The sequence below is a fragment of the Pseudomonas aeruginosa genome, assembly GCF_001457615.1.
Lineage (GTDB): Bacteria > Pseudomonadota > Gammaproteobacteria > Pseudomonadales > Pseudomonadaceae > Pseudomonas > Pseudomonas aeruginosa.
This window is the reverse complement of record NZ_LN831024.1, coordinates 3,111,801-3,124,826: the sequence shown is the minus strand read 5'-3', so window position 1 is coordinate 3,124,826 and position 13,026 is coordinate 3,111,801. Positions and strand designations below refer to the sequence as shown.

The following is a 13,026-nucleotide window of genomic DNA, read 5'->3' as shown; positions in this document are numbered from 1 at the left end:
CGGCTTGCGAGAAGCCGCGCCAGGGGGTTGCAGGCGAGACGACGGGCGCAACGGGTTGCCGAATGCAAGGCTCGGCAGGGGCTTTCTTGCAAATTGCAAATATCAATTCGCCGCTTTGTTTTTCAACCTATTGATTTATAAGAAATTAATTTTCAAGAAGAATTGGTACGCCTTCTGCTCGAAAGGGATGCGCCTGATTACCGGCGTCAAAGAATCTGATGAGACAGGAGGCCAGCAATGCTAGATACCGATGAAAACGTGGTTGAGTACCTGGAAGAGCATTTCAAGGATGTGCGCGTCAGTTGCGAACCTCGCCCTGACGGCGCGTTGCTGGTGACCTTGCGTAATAACCAGGGCAAGCGCCTGATGAGCCGGGCGATCTCCGGCCAGGAGCAGAGCAGCCCGCTGTTGCTGAACCAGGTGCTGGAACGCATCCGCCGGGACCTGATCATCGACCAGGGGCCGTTGCAGACGCGCGACAGCGACTATTTCCGCAAGCGCATCGACCTGCTCACGTTCCGCGACAGCGACAACCAGCATCTCACTCATCGCAAGGTCCTGGTCGCCGGCGGCAAGCTGCGTACCATGAGCCTGGCTCGCTGAGCAGGCTGTTTCAGCTCCGGGTCGGTCAGTCGCCGACCCGGCCTTCCGACGCATGGTCCGAACCAAATCCGTCTTCGCCCCCTCCATCTAGAAGTCATCCCTACGATGGAGGCGGACATGCGTTTTCCCACTTCTGCATCATCGGGCGCGACAGCGACCACTCCACGCAACCCCTCGAGGGATCCGGACGAATATCCGGTTCCTGACCACGAAAGCCACGTCCCCCAGGAATTCCCGGAAGAGATTCCGATGGAACAGCCCAACGAAGAGCCCCTCTCGCCCATACCGGAGCCCTGAATGCCCGGTTTCCATCCAGGAGGAGCGGAACATGAGCGCAGACCCTCGGCAGAGACTGGTGGTGGCCCATAGTGTCGATCCCGCGGCCGCCGAACACGAAGTGCAGGGCAACCTGGCCCTGGCGCGCTGGCTGGCGGAAGTCCAGAAGCTGGAGTTCGGCGGCCGCTACGAACCCGAATTGCACCAGCGAGGCCCCCTCTACCTGGTCCCGACCCGCACCCTGGTCGGCAGGGAGACCGCCGTGCGCCTGGGCGTGAACAGTGACGAAGATCTGCTCGGCGGTTTCGTCGAGCACGCGTTCATCGCCGGTAAGGCCATCGTCCATCCGCTGCCGCGCGGCGGCGTGGCGCCGGAAGGCTGGAACCCGCTGTTCGCGGAGAAGGTCCGCGACGTCGTGCTCAACGGCGTCAGCGTCTTCAGCCTGGCCGACGCACACCGCGCCGGCGCTCGCATGCTCGCCGAAGGACCGGTGCGGGCCAAGCTGGCGGAGGCCTGTGGCGGCCTCGGCCAGTACGTGGCGCACGACCTCGACGAACTGGACGGCTGGCTCGGCGAGCTGGAGGAGCGCCAGTTGGCGCAGGGCCTGGTACTGGAAGTCAACCTGGAGAGCATCGTCACCCACAGCGTCGGCCAGCTCCGGGTCAACGGTTTCCTGCTGAGCTACCACGGTCACCAACACCAGACCCGCAACGCGCGCGGCGAACTGGTCTATGCCGGCTCCGACCTGCTGGTGGCGCGCGGTGGCTACGCCGAGCTGCTGGCCCTGGACCTGGCCCGCGAGGTGCGCCAGGCCATCGAGTACGCGCGGATCTTCGACACCGCCGCGGCGATCTTCTTCCCCGGCTGCTTCGCCTCGCGGCGCAACTACGACATTGCCCAGGGCCGGGACGGCAACGGTCGGGAGCGCTTCGGCGTGCTCGAGCAGTCCTGGCGGGTCGGCGGCGCGAGCAGCGCCGAGATCGCCGCGCTGGAAGCCTTCCGCGCCGATCCGGGGCTGCCCGCGGTGCGCGCCGCGTCGTTCGAGATCCACGAAGACAAGCGCCTGCCGGACAACAGCCGGGTGATCTACCGCGGTCCCGACGAACACGGCGACTTCCTGCTCAAGTATGCGATGACGGGGGAGGCATGACGGCGAACAGCGAACGCATCCGCATCGGGGTCGGCGACGACCGGATCGAAGGCACCTTCCTCAGCCCCCGGGCGAAGGTTCCCGGCGTGCTCTTCGTGCACGGCTGGGGCGGCAGCCAGCAGCGCGACCTGAAGCGCGCCCAGGGCATCGCCGGGCTCGGCTGCGTGTGCCTGACCTTCGACCTTCGCGGCCACGGCGCGGAAAGCGGGCGCCAGGCACTGGTGACGCGCGAGGACAACCTGCAGGACCTGCTCGCCGCCTACGACCGGCTGGTGGCCCACCCGGCCATCGACAGCGAGGCGATCGCGGTGGTCGGCACCAGCTATGGCGGCTACCTGGCGGCGATCCTCAGCCAGTTGCGCGCGGTGCGCTGGCTGGCCTTGCGGGTGCCGGCGATCTACCGCGACGAGGATTGGCTGACGCCCAAGCTGCTGCTCGACCGCGAGGATCTCAGCGAATACCGCAGCAGCCTGATCCCGGCCGCCAGCAACCGAGCCCTGCAGGCCTGCGCGGGATTCCGCGGCGATGTGCTGCTGGTGGAGTCGGAGTTCGACAGCTATGTGCCGCACTCGACCATCATGAGTTTCCGCGCCGCCTTCCAGCAGACCCATTCGCTGACCCACCGGATCATCGACCACGCCGACCATGCGCTCAGCAGCGAGGCGGCGCAGGACGCCTATACCTCGATCCTGGTGGACTGGATCACCGAGATGGTGGTCGGCGAACGTCTCAGCATCACCCCGGCCTACGCCACCATCCATCCGGCTTTCTGAACGCTCCGCGACGGCGAGCCTCCCACCTTCCGTGGGCGCTGGTTGCTGCCCACGTTCCGTGCCGGCAGGCGCCGGCGCCGACAGACGCGAGAAATCCCGGACAGCTCCGGGCCAAGGAGAGCGAAATGAACCAGACCAACCTCGACGACACCCTCGACGTACTCAACGACCTGCTGCAAACCAGCAAGGATGGCGAGGCCGGTTTCCACGCCTGCGCCGAGGACCTGCGCGACCCGCAGTTGAAGGCGGCGATGCTGGAGCAGAGCCGCGACTGCGCCGCGGCCGCCGACGAGCTGGAGCGGATCGTCCTGGAACTGGGTGGCAAACCCAAGGACAGCACCAGTTTCGCCGGTGACCTGCATCGGCGCTGGGTCGACCTGAAGTCACTGGTCACCGGCAAGGACGAAGAGGCGGTGCTCAACGAATGCGAGCGCGGCGAGGATGTCGCCAAGCACCGCTACCAGGCGGCGCTGGAAAAATCGCTGCCGGCGGAGATCCACCAGGTGATCGAGCGCCAATACCAGGGCGTACTCCGTCACCACGACCGGGTCCGAGCCCTGCGCGACGCCCGCGCCTGAGCCGACCCCGCGAGGAGGAGCGCGCCATGAGCCAGTCCCTGGCTTTCCTGCTCATCGGCCTGGCCACGCTGGTGGGTTTCTACGACCTGTGGGCCTTCGTCAGCGTGTTCCGCAGCGATCGCAGCGTGAATTCGAAAGCCCTGTGGTCGTTGCTGATCGCGGTGCTGCCGGTGCTCGGCGTGCTGATCTGGGCGGTCGCCGGCCCGCGTGCGGCGACCGCCCGTCCTCGCGACTGAACTCGGCGGAGGAACGCGCGCTCAGCCAGAGAGAGTGCCGGAGCACTCGGATAACAAACCGATGAGGAGCGACCATGAACGCCATCGAATTGCTGGTCCATGACCACGAGACCGTGAAGAAACTGCTCAACGAACTCAGCGAGACCACCGAACGGGCGCTGAAGAAGCGCAGCGAGCTGCTGGGCAGGCTGGAGCTGGAACTGGTGCTGCACACCGCCATCGAGGAAGACATCTTCTATCCGGCGATCAGGGAAAGCGGCGGCAAGGAAGAGCTGAAAATGTACTACGAGGCCAAGGAGGAACACCGCACGGTGGATTCCCTGGTCCTTCCCGACCTCAAGCGCACCCGCCCGGATACCGTGCAGTTCGCCGGCCGGGTCAAGGTGCTCAAGGAACTCCTCGAACACCACATCGAGGAGGAAGAGGGCGAACTATTCCCACGCGCCCGGCAATTGCTCGACGCCGCCGCCCTCAAGCAACTCGGCCAGGCCATGCAGCAGCACAAGAAAGAGCTGAAAGCGCGCCTGGAAAAACGGGCGGCCTGAGGCATGCGCGAAGAAGACCGCGCCTTGCTCGAGGAACTCCTGCTGGCACGTGGCCCCGGTGGCCAGGAAGACGAGGTCAGGGCCATCTGCCAGCGGGAACTCGAGGGCTGTTGCGACGAGGTCGGCAGCGATGCCGCCGGCAACCTGGTCGCGCGCATCAGCCCGCCGCACCTGCCGCGCGAGCAGGCGCGGCGGGCCGCGGTGCGGCTGCTCGCGCACCTCGACGAGATCGCCATGATCGTCAAGCGCGTCGAGGCCGACGGTACCCTGCGCGTAGTGGCGCTCGGCGGCGCCCAGCCGGTGAGCTTCGGCGTCTGTCCGGTACAGATCCTGGCCGGCGAGGCGGTACTCGACGGCGTGCTGTCCTACGGCAGCATGCATGCTACCGGCGAGTCGCCGCAGGGCTCCGACGTGCTCTCGGGCGCGGTGCACTGGCGCGACGTACACGTGGTCACCCGGCGCAGCGCCGAGGAGCTGGCGAACCTGGGCGTGCGACCGGGTACCCGCGTGGTGCTCAACCGTCTGTGGCGGCGCCCGTTGTACTTCCAGGATTGCGTCGCCGCGCACTTCCTCGACGACCGCGCACCGCTGCTCGCAGTGCTCGGCGTGGCTCGCGAGATCGCCCGGCGCCGCGATGAGTTGCACGGCGACCTCTACCTGGTGCTCACCACCATGGAGGAGGAGAGTAACGCCGGCGCGCTGTTCGCCGCGCGCCGACTGCCGGGCGACATCAGCATCGCGGTGGAAGTCGGCCCAACGGTAGCCGAATACGGCACCCGGCTGTGCCGCGACCCGATCGTCAACAGCGGCGACTCCAAGGGTTATTACAGCCGCCATGTCACCGACCGCCTGTTGCGCGCCGCCGAACGCTGCCAGTACCAGCCGCAGGCGGCGCTGCTGGTGGACTTCGCCTCGGACGCCAGCGCGCTGCTGAGCCACGGCGAGGCCGCGCAGGTCGGCTGCATCGGCATTCCGACCGAGAACACCCACGGTTTCGAGATCGTCCTGGAAGAGGGCATCGAGGCTTGCCGGCGGACGCTGGTCGAGTTCCTCGTGCAACCGCCGGACGACGAAGCCTGACCGATAACCGAAGCAAGGAGAATTCCATGAACGAATACCTGCCGACTTCGACGGCCAATGGCCTGCCGCACAACCTGCAGCGCGGCGAGCGACTCGCTTCCATCGGCGCCGGACTGGTCCTGGCCGGCTTCGGCCTGGCCCGCGGTGGCTTGCCAGGCGCCTGCAAGGCGGTCGCCGGCGGCCTGCTGGTCAGCCGCGGGTTGAGTGGGCATTGCCATGTCAAGGGCCTGCTCAATGAACCGCGGGAAGAGTTGCAGTTGCTGCGCGAAGAGGTGCAGCACCTGACCCGCCGCCTGCAGCGCCTGCAGGAGCGCCAGCGCGACGACTCGCGGCAGGACGCTGCGCTGGACGCCGAACTGCCGCCGAACCTGCCGTGATAGCCATGGGCCCTGCGCCAGGCGCAGGGCCCATCGAAGAGAGGAGGGCGAGACGATGGCCAGCCATCTGTTCCTGATCAGCTACATCCTCGACGACCAGCCGATGACCTGCGAATTGCACAGCGAGGCGGATACCCTCAGCCGCGAAGAGGCCCGCCGCCACTTGGAGGCACTGCATCGACCGCACGACGCCGAGGCGATCAGCGATATCCAGGTCAGCAAGGTGGAGCGTACCCATGAGCCGGGCACCACGCCGGGACACTACCAGCAGCCCTGACGGCGGGAGGGGAAAAAGAAGGGGGGAGGGGCTCAGCCGGTGCCGGTCTGGAGTTCCGCCTCGAACTCGCCGAAGCGCCTGATTTCCTCGCGCAGGTTGAGGATGAAGGCGCTGAGGTCGCTGAAGCTGCTGCTCTTCAGGAAGTCGCTGTTGGGCACGATGTAGAGCGCGCCGTGGGGGCCGTCGACGCGGCAACTGATGGTCACCGTGAAGTCGGGGTTCAGTTGGCACTGGCAGTCGTGGTCGCGCAGTTCCTCCTCGAGGATCTTCTTCAGGTACAGGTAGGAAAGGTTCATCTGGTCAGGTCTCCCCAGTTCGCGAAGCGCAAGAAAAAGATCCACTCCGTCCCTGGAGCGGGATTAGCCTGAATCAGAGAGAAACCGTCGATACGTACAACGGTAGGGATAACTATAGGCGCCGCGCCGATGAAATACCGGCCACATCCAGAATCTGCGGGATAAGCTGTATCCCGCATGAGGCGCGGGATGCAGAATGCAAGAAGTCGTGCAGAACGCTCATGTCGGAGTGCGATCATGACGGGCGAAAAGCCCGTTCGGCGCTCCTTATGGGCATTCGAAAGAGCTTTTCGCCCATATGGTTATATGGATTTTCTCGATATTTCCTCTAGGAACCTCGCCGGCTCGTTGGCGAAGAAGCCGATCTTTTTTGCCGGGTTTCCCGCATCGCCCGCCGCAATCCCCTTGCCACCCCGTAACCGAGCAGGCAGCCGAGCAGGGTAGCGCCGACCTGCAAGACCAACCCCAGGGCATTGGCCAGGCTCGGCGAGCGTGCGAGTACGCCGGCTTCGGGCCAGAACGCCAGCCATACCGCGACGAAGGCGAGCACCAGGTCGTACCAGGCGCCGCTGACCCCGCCCGGGCGGTAGCCGCGAACGAAAACGATGAAGGCGCTGAAGGCCAGGGCCAGCAGCAGGGTGCCGAAGGCCTGGCTGAGGGTATCGGGTCCGGACATGGCGGGTTCTCCTCAGGGCGCCAGGCGCAGGCACTGGCGCTTGTGCAGGCCGAGACGGACTTCGTCGAGCAGCGCTTCGGCGCAGGCGAACACCCTGGCGGCCTCCACTTCCGCGACGTCGCCGGCGCGGCTGAAATCGTCGATGCGCAGGCCGGCGGGCAGGCTCGGGACCTCCACCAGCGTCCAGTCCAGGCCGCTGACCGTGAGGCTGCGCTCGAGCCCGGCACCCAGTTGCTCCTCGCCGGCATCGCGCGGCGCCACCAGCCATTGCCAATGGCCAAGCAGGAACAGGCGCGGTACCTCGGCGCGCAGGGCGCCATCGATCAGCGCGGCGCAGATCGGCGGCAAGGCTTCGGCGGCGTAGTCGGACAACGGCGCGAACAGCAGGTCGAGACCGGCCGCCGCCTGGCTGACCTCGATCGACGACGCCAGGCTGGCTGGCTTGCAGCGCAGCCCGGGGCGCGCCTGCAGGCTGTTGAGGTCGGCTTGCAAGGCGCTGACTTCGATCTGCCGCTGCAGGGCGGCGGCGATCAGCGCCTGGCTCAGGCTGTCGTGGGGATGGAATATCCCCAGCTTCAGGGTTGCGGTTTCCAGATTGCGCATGGGAACTCCGGGGTCGGTGCGGTGGAAAGGAGATGTCCCTACCTGCATATCGAAAGCCATACTCCGGACAAGGTTCCGGCGAATGGAATTCGCCGGCCGCGCCGGGGTCTTCCGAAAGGTCGGCCAAGTTCCTGGGGCGAGCCAGCGAGCGGCCGGAAGCCGTTCTTCGTACTACCTTGCTGGGTGTGCCTTGCAGCCCGGGTCGAGCAGCCGACGAGTGAACACGTCCATGAAAACCACAAGAAAACCGAAAGTCCCCTTGAACCAGGCCACGCGCAACCGCCTGCTCGACGAAGCGGTCGACGACTACGCGATCCACACCCTGGACAGCGCTGGCCGTATCGCCAGCTGGAGCGCCGGCGCGGCGCGCCTGTTCGGCCACGACGCGAGCGAGATCCTCGGCCGCGACTACGCCTGCTTTCATACCCGCAAGGACCGCGACGCCGGCGTTCCGCAACAGGCGCTGCGCCAGGCGGATGCCGAGGGCCGCTTCGAGACCGAGGGCTGGCGGGTGCGCAGCAACGGCAAGCGCTTCTGGGCGCAGGTGGTGATCGACGCCATCCGCGACAGCCAGGGCCAGTTGCTCGGCTTCGCCCAGCTGATCCACGACCTCAGCGAAGGGCGCGCGGCCAAGGAGGCGCTGCGGCGCAGCCAGGAGCAGTTCCGCCTGCTGGTGCAGAGCGTTACCGACTACGCCATCTACATGCTCGACCACCGCGGGCGGATCACCAACTGGAACCTCGGCGCCCAGCGGATCAAGGGCTACCTGCCGGAAGAGGTGATCGGCCGGCACTTCTCCTGCTTCTACACCCCCGAAGACCGCGAGGCCGGCGAGCCGGCCCGCGGCCTGGCCGCCGCCGAACGCGAAGGGCGTTTCGAGAAGGAAGGCTGGCGGGTGCGCAAGGACGGCAGTCGCTTCTGGGCCAACGTGGTGATCGATCCGATCCGCGACAGCGATGGCCGGCTGATCGGCTTCGCCAAGGTAACCCGTGACATCACCCACCGGATCGAAGCCGAACGCGAACTGGAACGGGCCCGCCAGGAGCTGTTCCAGGCCCAGAAGATGGAGTCCCTGGGGCACCTCACCGGCGGCGTGGCCCACGACTTCAACAACCTGCTGACGGTGATCATCGGCAGCCTCGGGCTGCTGAAGAAACGCCTGCCCGGCGACCAGCGCACCGCCGACCTCTTGCAGAACGCCCTGGAGGCCGCCCAGCGCGGCGCCAACCTGACCCAGCGGATGCTTTCCTTCGCCCGCAAGCAACGTCTCGATCCACAGCCCTGCGCGATCCCCGACCTGTTGCGCGGGATGACCGACCTGCTGATCCATTCCCTGGGACCAAGCGTATCGATCGAGACGCGCTTTCCCCTGGATCTCGACCTCGGCCTGACCGACGCCAACCAGCTCGAACTGTCCATCATCAACCTTGCCACCAACGCCCGCGACGCCATGCCCAACGGCGGGCGCATCGTCTTTTCCGCGAGCAACCAGCGGGTGCCGGCGGACAATCCCCATCGCCTCGCACCGGGCAACTATATCTGCCTGAGCATCAGCGACACCGGCAGCGGCATGGACGAGGAAACCCTGCGCCGTGCGGTGGAACCCTTCTACACCACCAAGGGAATTGGGCGTGGCACCGGGCTGGGCCTGTCGATCGTCGACGGCCTCGCCGAGCAGCTCGGCGGCCGGCTCACCCTGGAGAGCCAGCCGGGCGTCGGCACCACCGCGAACATCTGGATACCCGCCGTCCCGCGAACCCCGGAAAGCGCCCGTACGGGCAATGGCGCGACGCCGCAGCCGCCCAGCGAAAGCGAGCGGGTGCGCTTGTCCTGTCGAGTACTGGTGGTGGACGACGATCCGCTGGTGTTGAACAACACCGCGGCGATGCTGGAGGACCTCGGTTGCTCGGTACTCAAGGCCGACTCCGGCAGCCTGGCCCTGGAGATTCTCACGGCGACGCCGGAGCTGGACATCCTCCTGACCGACCAGGCGATGCCACGGATGAACGGCAGCCAGTTGGTGGAGCGGGTCATGGCCCAGGGCCGGCCGCTGAAAATGGCCCTGGCCACCGGCTTCGCGGAAAAGATCGAAGGCGCGGCGGCACAGTTGCCCAAGCTGGCCAAGCCGTTCGGCCAGGAAGAGTTGTACCTGTTCCTGACCGGCACGCTGAAGGCCGGCTGAGCCTCAGCGCAGGTACTCGCCGCTGCCGGCCAGGCTTTGCCCCCAGAACTCGATGAAGATGAAGGCGGTGGTCAGCAGGGTCAGGAAGCCGACGCCGAGGATGCAGAAGGCGTAGAACAATGTCTGCCGCTCCTGCATGCGCATGAACAGCGGCAGGCCGGTGAACAGCAGGCGTACCGAGTAGGCGCAGGCAGCCGCCGCGGCCAGCAGCAGGAGGATCCGCCAGGGCACCAGGGCGACGATCCCGGCGAGCATCAAGGGCACGGCGATCGCCGTGGTGAAGGTCAGGCTGCCCGGTACGCTGGGGCGCGACGGCGTGCGGAACAGCACCCAGCGTACGAATAAGCCCATGATCACCACGCCGGCGACGAAGCCCAGGTAACACATCGTCGCCAGCAGCAGGGCGCTGCCGCTGGAGAGGTGTTGCACGCTGTCGTTGCCCGGCAGCGACCAGCCGACCTGGGTAGTGCCGATGAACAGGCAGGCCGCCGGCAGCAGCGGCAATAGCAACAGCGGAACGAGGAAGGCGAAAGGGTGATGGTCGTAGTCCTGGCGCAGACGAGGCCAGGCATTGGAGGGACTGATCAGTAGCCGAGCCATTTCGCGGGTCATGACGGGCACCTCTTTTCTGTGGCGTTCAGGAGTCTGGACCGGCCCGGCGCGAGGGGGTTCAGGTGGCGTGCCGGGCGGTCCGCGACCGCCCATCCAGGGCCTTGAACCGGAAGACGCGGGGAGCGCCGAAAGACAAACGTCCCTGTCTTCCGGAGGAGCCCATGACCACCTACGAAATCCAGCACATGCGCGGCTGGCGGCGTTTCGCCCGCACCGTGCGCGCCGCCAGCCGGGCCGAGGCGGAACGCCTGTGCCTGCCCTGGGAGTGGGTGGATGGCGAGGTCCTCGCGGTGATTCCGGCCGAGGCCGAGGTGGCCGAGCGCTGGCAGCGCCTGAACGAGGATCTGGTGGAAGGCCTGGAGCGCCTCAGGCGGGACGAGTGACCCGCAGGCCGACCACGGCGATCCGCTCGGCTTCGCGGTAGGCGGGGCTGTCCAACTCTTCGGCGAACACGTCCGGGTCCAGTTCCTGGTAGTCCCAGTCCCACTCCCGAGACGCCAGGCGTTCGCGGATGCGGGCGAGGAACGGATCGCCGCCTTCGACCATCGCCACCCCGGTATACAACAGCAGGCTGCCGCCGGCTTCCAGGCGCTCGAGGGCGGCATCGACGATTGCCAGCGAGAGCCCGGCGCCGAGCATCCCGCCACCATGCCGGTAGGCGCGCTCCGAGGCATCCAGGAGATAGGGCGGGTTGGCCACGATCAGGTCGAAGCGACCGGGCGCCTGGCTCAGCAGGTCGCTACGCGCCAGGGTCAGGTTACCGACCCCCGCCAGCGCCGCGTTGACCCGCGCCAGGTCGAGCGCCGCCGGATTGATATCCAGCCCGTGTACTTCGGCGTCCGGGCAGGCCATGGCGATGCGGATCGCGCCGGGGCCGGCGCCGCAGCCGATATCCGCCGCACGGCGGATGCGTGCCGGATCGGACGATGCCAGGTGGCTGCGGATCAGCCGGTCGAAGCGGTAGGTGTCGGGGCCGAAGAACACCGCGTCGGCGGCCAGGGTAGGGAAGGCCGAATGGACGAACAGTTGCTCGCCGAGGCTGGAGACGCGCACCTGGCTGCGCCAGCCGTCCGCCTCGCGGCGGATCAGGTCGGCGCCGGCAAGAAGGGTCAGCCAGTCGGCCGGCAGGCTTTCCCCGGCGAATGCCCGGCTCCAGCCGAAGATGCCGGCCAGGTCCCGGGCCATGCGGTTTTCCGGGCGGGCGTTGACGCGCTCATGGGTAGCCGGGGTGACGGTGACGAAACGGTAGTCCTGGCCTCGCAACCAGTTGCCGAGGCTGACCAGGACGTCCAGGCGCGGATCATGCAGGCTGGGCATGGGCGGCCCTCCAGCGCTGGCTGAACATCCGCGTGGCAAGGAGACCGGCGGGCCCGTGGTGGAGGTGCGGGGCCATCAGTTCGAGAAGGCGTGCCACGCCCTGCTCGGAGGATAGCCGCAGCAGCTCGCGCCGCAGCGCGACCTGCTCGGCGTCCACGTCTCCGCCCGCCGTCGCCGGCTCCGCCAGCGGTGCAAGCGGGTCCCTGTCCGCCGGAGCGGGTGCTTGCCAGTCGCCAGCGATCCAGTCGTACAGCAACTGCTGCTCGTAGGGAGTGAAGACTCCGAACATTGCCGCCCGGTCGCCCTCGATCAGGTTCCAGAAGCGGCTGCCGCGCGGATCGGCATGACGCCGGATCCAGCCCTCTTCCTCCAGGCAGGCGAGAAACGCCGAGAACCGCCCGGGCACCGCCAGCCACTGGTTCACCGTGCGCCCGCCGATCCGGCAACGATCCGAATGCATCCCGGCGGCGTAGGGGCGCTTGCGCTCGAACATGGCCAGCAATTCTTCCTCGAGATCGAAGCCGTCGATTACCTGCGTAGTGCTCAGGCCGACCTCGTTCAGGCGGTAGCCGTTCCTCACCCGTTCGAGGAAGGCCGCGCGCCCGCCAAGCTGCGGCAGGTTGTCGTAGAGCGCGCGCAGGGCCTTGCGCGCATGCCCGCTGGCGGCGTTGTCGATGGTCACGTGCAACTGGAAGTAGTAGGGGTCGAAGCCCAGCTCGCGCAGCTCCTGAGTGGTGATCAACAGGTGCAGCGGCGGTTGCTCGTAGCCGAGGTTGTAGCCGATCACTTCGGGCAGGTAGTCCGCGGCGAGGTGGCCGAGGGCGAGTTGCTGGGTGCCCTGCAGGTAGTGGAGGTCGCTGAGGCCTTCGACTTCCTCGCTGCCGATGCTGGCCAGCAGGCGCCGGTAGAGCAGGACGTGGTTGCGTGCCGGGACGCCGTCGCCGAGTTCTTCGAGGAAGGTCTCCAGCAGCGGCCGCAGGCGTTCCTCGCCATGATGCGGCAACAGCCCATAGAGCCAGGCGCCGTCGACCAGCTTGGTCGGGGCCACGCTGCGAATGAAGTGCATCGCCTGGGAGGGAACCTGGAAGTAGCGTCGCCCTTCGCCGCGCCGACGTGCCCGGAGGTATTCGGCATGCGCCTCGGCGGTGCGCCGGGCCCCGGCGTCGAGCCAGGCCGGCCAATCGGCGGGGTCCTCCGGCAGGTCGTCGTCATGGGTGGCGGCCAGGCTCAATTGCTGGTCGAGGAACTCGCCGGCGGCTTCGAGGTGCTCGCGGGGCTCGTCGAGCAGGGCGTGGTACAGGTCGCGGACCCTGGGCGAAGGGCTTGCACTGGAGGCAGGGAGGGGCGAAGACAGGCTCATGTCGCGTTCCTTGTCGTGGGTTTGCGGGGGCGGCCGGGGCGACCACACATATGGGTGCGAGTGACACCAGGGGAAAAAGGTTTCA

General features: G+C 67.1%; 17 protein-coding genes. 11 read left to right on the top strand and 6 right to left on the bottom strand.

The window, feature by feature from the left end:
- The first annotated feature begins 237 nt into the window (after window positions 1-237).
- The 9 genes from AT700_RS14295 to AT700_RS14255 all read left to right on the top strand — a co-directional run bounded on the left by AT700_RS14295 (window position 238) and on the right by AT700_RS14255 (window position 5,895).
- Window positions 238-603 (top strand): DUF3509 domain-containing protein, encoded by a 366-nt coding sequence (locus AT700_RS14295; RefSeq protein ID WP_003113659.1) that lies wholly within the window; start codon window positions 238-240, stop codon window positions 601-603.
- Between the two features lie 328 nt (window positions 604-931).
- Window positions 932-2,029 carry a DUF3182 family protein gene (locus AT700_RS14290; RefSeq protein ID WP_023110062.1) on the top strand — a complete coding sequence of 366 codons (1,098 nt, stop codon included), beginning with the start codon at window positions 932-934 and terminating at the stop codon, window positions 2,027-2,029.
- Window positions 2,026-2,802: an alpha/beta hydrolase family protein gene (locus tag AT700_RS14285; protein ID WP_003113660.1), complete on the top strand. Its 777-nt coding sequence runs from the start codon at window positions 2,026-2,028 to the stop codon at window positions 2,800-2,802. The genes AT700_RS14290 and AT700_RS14285 overlap by 4 nt, the downstream gene beginning before the upstream one ends.
- Before the next feature lie 125 nt (window positions 2,803-2,927).
- Window positions 2,928-3,380 carry a PA2169 family four-helix-bundle protein gene (locus tag AT700_RS14280; protein WP_003113661.1) on the top strand — a complete coding sequence of 151 codons (453 nt, stop codon included), beginning with the start codon at window positions 2,928-2,930 and terminating at the stop codon, window positions 3,378-3,380.
- A 26-nt stretch (window positions 3,381-3,406) separates the two neighbouring features.
- The gene (locus AT700_RS14275) at window positions 3,407-3,616 is read left to right on the top strand and encodes a PLD nuclease N-terminal domain-containing protein (protein WP_003113662.1); all 210 of its coding nucleotides are present in this window, start codon (window positions 3,407-3,409) and stop codon (window positions 3,614-3,616) included.
- 74 nt (window positions 3,617-3,690) lie between these two features.
- Window positions 3,691-4,161: a hemerythrin domain-containing protein gene (locus AT700_RS14270; protein ID WP_003113663.1), complete on the top strand. Its 471-nt coding sequence runs from the start codon at window positions 3,691-3,693 to the stop codon at window positions 4,159-4,161.
- A gap of 3 nt (window positions 4,162-4,164) precedes the next feature.
- On the top strand, window positions 4,165-5,241 hold the full coding sequence (locus AT700_RS14265) for a M42 family metallopeptidase (RefSeq protein WP_003088971.1): 1,077 nt from the start codon (window positions 4,165-4,167) through the stop codon (window positions 5,239-5,241).
- A 26-nt stretch (window positions 5,242-5,267) separates the two neighbouring features.
- Window positions 5,268-5,618, top strand: a complete 351-nt coding sequence (locus AT700_RS14260; protein WP_003088973.1) for a DUF2892 domain-containing protein — start codon at window positions 5,268-5,270, stop codon at window positions 5,616-5,618.
- 55 nt (window positions 5,619-5,673) lie between these two features.
- Entirely contained in the window at window positions 5,674-5,895 is a 222-nt protein-coding gene (locus tag AT700_RS14255; protein WP_003113664.1) for a hypothetical protein, read from the top strand.
- A gap of 32 nt (window positions 5,896-5,927) precedes the next feature.
- On the opposite strand, the gene AT700_RS14250 is transcribed toward AT700_RS14255, so the two are convergent.
- The 3 genes from AT700_RS14250 to AT700_RS14240 form a co-directional block, all read right to left on the bottom strand.
- On the bottom strand, window positions 5,928-6,236 hold the full coding sequence (locus tag AT700_RS14250; RefSeq protein ID WP_003144276.1) for a hypothetical protein: 309 nt from the start codon (window positions 6,234-6,236) through the stop codon (window positions 5,928-5,930).
- 283 nt (window positions 6,237-6,519) lie between these two features.
- A complete protein-coding gene (locus tag AT700_RS14245) occupies window positions 6,520-6,867 on the bottom strand; it encodes a hypothetical protein (protein ID WP_003088982.1) in 348 nt (115 codons plus the stop codon).
- Between the two features lie 12 nt (window positions 6,868-6,879).
- A complete protein-coding gene (locus AT700_RS14240) occupies window positions 6,880-7,470 on the bottom strand; it encodes a hypothetical protein (RefSeq protein ID WP_003088985.1) in 591 nt (196 codons plus the stop codon).
- Between the two features lie 229 nt (window positions 7,471-7,699).
- Between AT700_RS14240 and AT700_RS14235 the strand changes: the two genes are divergently transcribed.
- Complete coding sequence (locus AT700_RS14235) at window positions 7,700-9,652, top strand: hybrid sensor histidine kinase/response regulator (protein WP_003088988.1); 1,953 nt, start codon at window positions 7,700-7,702, stop codon at window positions 9,650-9,652.
- Between the two features lie 3 nt (window positions 9,653-9,655).
- On the opposite strand, the gene AT700_RS14230 is transcribed toward AT700_RS14235, so the two are convergent.
- A complete protein-coding gene (locus AT700_RS14230; RefSeq protein ID WP_003088991.1) occupies window positions 9,656-10,264 on the bottom strand; it encodes a Yip1 family protein in 609 nt (202 codons plus the stop codon).
- A gap of 161 nt (window positions 10,265-10,425) precedes the next feature.
- On the opposite strand from AT700_RS14230, the gene AT700_RS14225 reads away from it, so the two are divergent.
- Window positions 10,426-10,647, top strand: coding sequence for a hypothetical protein (locus AT700_RS14225; RefSeq protein WP_009876384.1), 222 nt, complete (start codon window positions 10,426-10,428; stop codon window positions 10,645-10,647).
- Here the strand turns inward: AT700_RS14225 and AT700_RS14220 are convergent.
- Complete coding sequence (locus AT700_RS14220; RefSeq protein ID WP_003144272.1) at window positions 10,631-11,581, bottom strand: methyltransferase; 951 nt, start codon at window positions 11,579-11,581, stop codon at window positions 10,631-10,633. The two genes, AT700_RS14225 and AT700_RS14220, sit on opposite strands and share 17 nt — an antisense overlap.
- The gene (locus AT700_RS14215) at window positions 11,565-12,941 is read right to left on the bottom strand and encodes an iron-containing redox enzyme family protein (protein WP_003160226.1); all 1,377 of its coding nucleotides are present in this window, start codon (window positions 12,939-12,941) and stop codon (window positions 11,565-11,567) included. Before AT700_RS14215 ends, AT700_RS14220 begins: the two co-directional genes overlap by 17 nt.
- Between the last annotated feature and the right edge of the window lie 85 nt (window positions 12,942-13,026).

Excerpts from the sequence above, each read along its gene's own strand:
- AT700_RS14290 (WP_023110062.1), top strand. The coding sequence starts at position 932 with ATGAGCGCAGACCCTCGGCAGAGACTGGTGGTGGCCCATAGTGTCGAT.
- AT700_RS14240 (WP_003088985.1), bottom strand. The coding sequence starts at position 7,470 with ATGCGCAATCTGGAAACCGCAACCCTGAAGCTGGGGATATTCCATCCC.
- AT700_RS14260 (WP_003088973.1), top strand. The coding sequence starts at position 5,268 with ATGAACGAATACCTGCCGACTTCGACGGCCAATGGCCTGCCGCACAAC.
- AT700_RS14285 (WP_003113660.1), top strand. The coding sequence starts at position 2,026 with ATGACGGCGAACAGCGAACGCATCCGCATCGGGGTCGGCGACGACCGG.
- AT700_RS14215 (WP_003160226.1), bottom strand. The coding sequence starts at position 12,941 with ATGAGCCTGTCTTCGCCCCTCCCTGCCTCCAGTGCAAGCCCTTCGCCC.
- AT700_RS14275 (WP_003113662.1), top strand. The coding sequence starts at position 3,407 with ATGAGCCAGTCCCTGGCTTTCCTGCTCATCGGCCTGGCCACGCTGGTG.
- AT700_RS14255 (WP_003113664.1), top strand. The coding sequence starts at position 5,674 with ATGGCCAGCCATCTGTTCCTGATCAGCTACATCCTCGACGACCAGCCG.
- AT700_RS14235 (WP_003088988.1), top strand. The coding sequence starts at position 7,700 with ATGAAAACCACAAGAAAACCGAAAGTCCCCTTGAACCAGGCCACGCGC.
- AT700_RS14265 (WP_003088971.1), top strand. The coding sequence starts at position 4,165 with ATGCGCGAAGAAGACCGCGCCTTGCTCGAGGAACTCCTGCTGGCACGT.
- AT700_RS14270 (WP_003113663.1), top strand. The coding sequence starts at position 3,691 with ATGAACGCCATCGAATTGCTGGTCCATGACCACGAGACCGTGAAGAAA.
- AT700_RS14225 (WP_009876384.1), top strand. The coding sequence starts at position 10,426 with ATGACCACCTACGAAATCCAGCACATGCGCGGCTGGCGGCGTTTCGCC.
- AT700_RS14230 (WP_003088991.1), bottom strand. The coding sequence starts at position 10,264 with ATGACCCGCGAAATGGCTCGGCTACTGATCAGTCCCTCCAATGCCTGG.
- AT700_RS14245 (WP_003088982.1), bottom strand. The coding sequence starts at position 6,867 with ATGTCCGGACCCGATACCCTCAGCCAGGCCTTCGGCACCCTGCTGCTG.
- AT700_RS14280 (WP_003113661.1), top strand. The coding sequence starts at position 2,928 with ATGAACCAGACCAACCTCGACGACACCCTCGACGTACTCAACGACCTG.
- AT700_RS14295 (WP_003113659.1), top strand. The coding sequence starts at position 238 with ATGCTAGATACCGATGAAAACGTGGTTGAGTACCTGGAAGAGCATTTC.
- AT700_RS14220 (WP_003144272.1), bottom strand. The coding sequence starts at position 11,581 with ATGCCCAGCCTGCATGATCCGCGCCTGGACGTCCTGGTCAGCCTCGGC.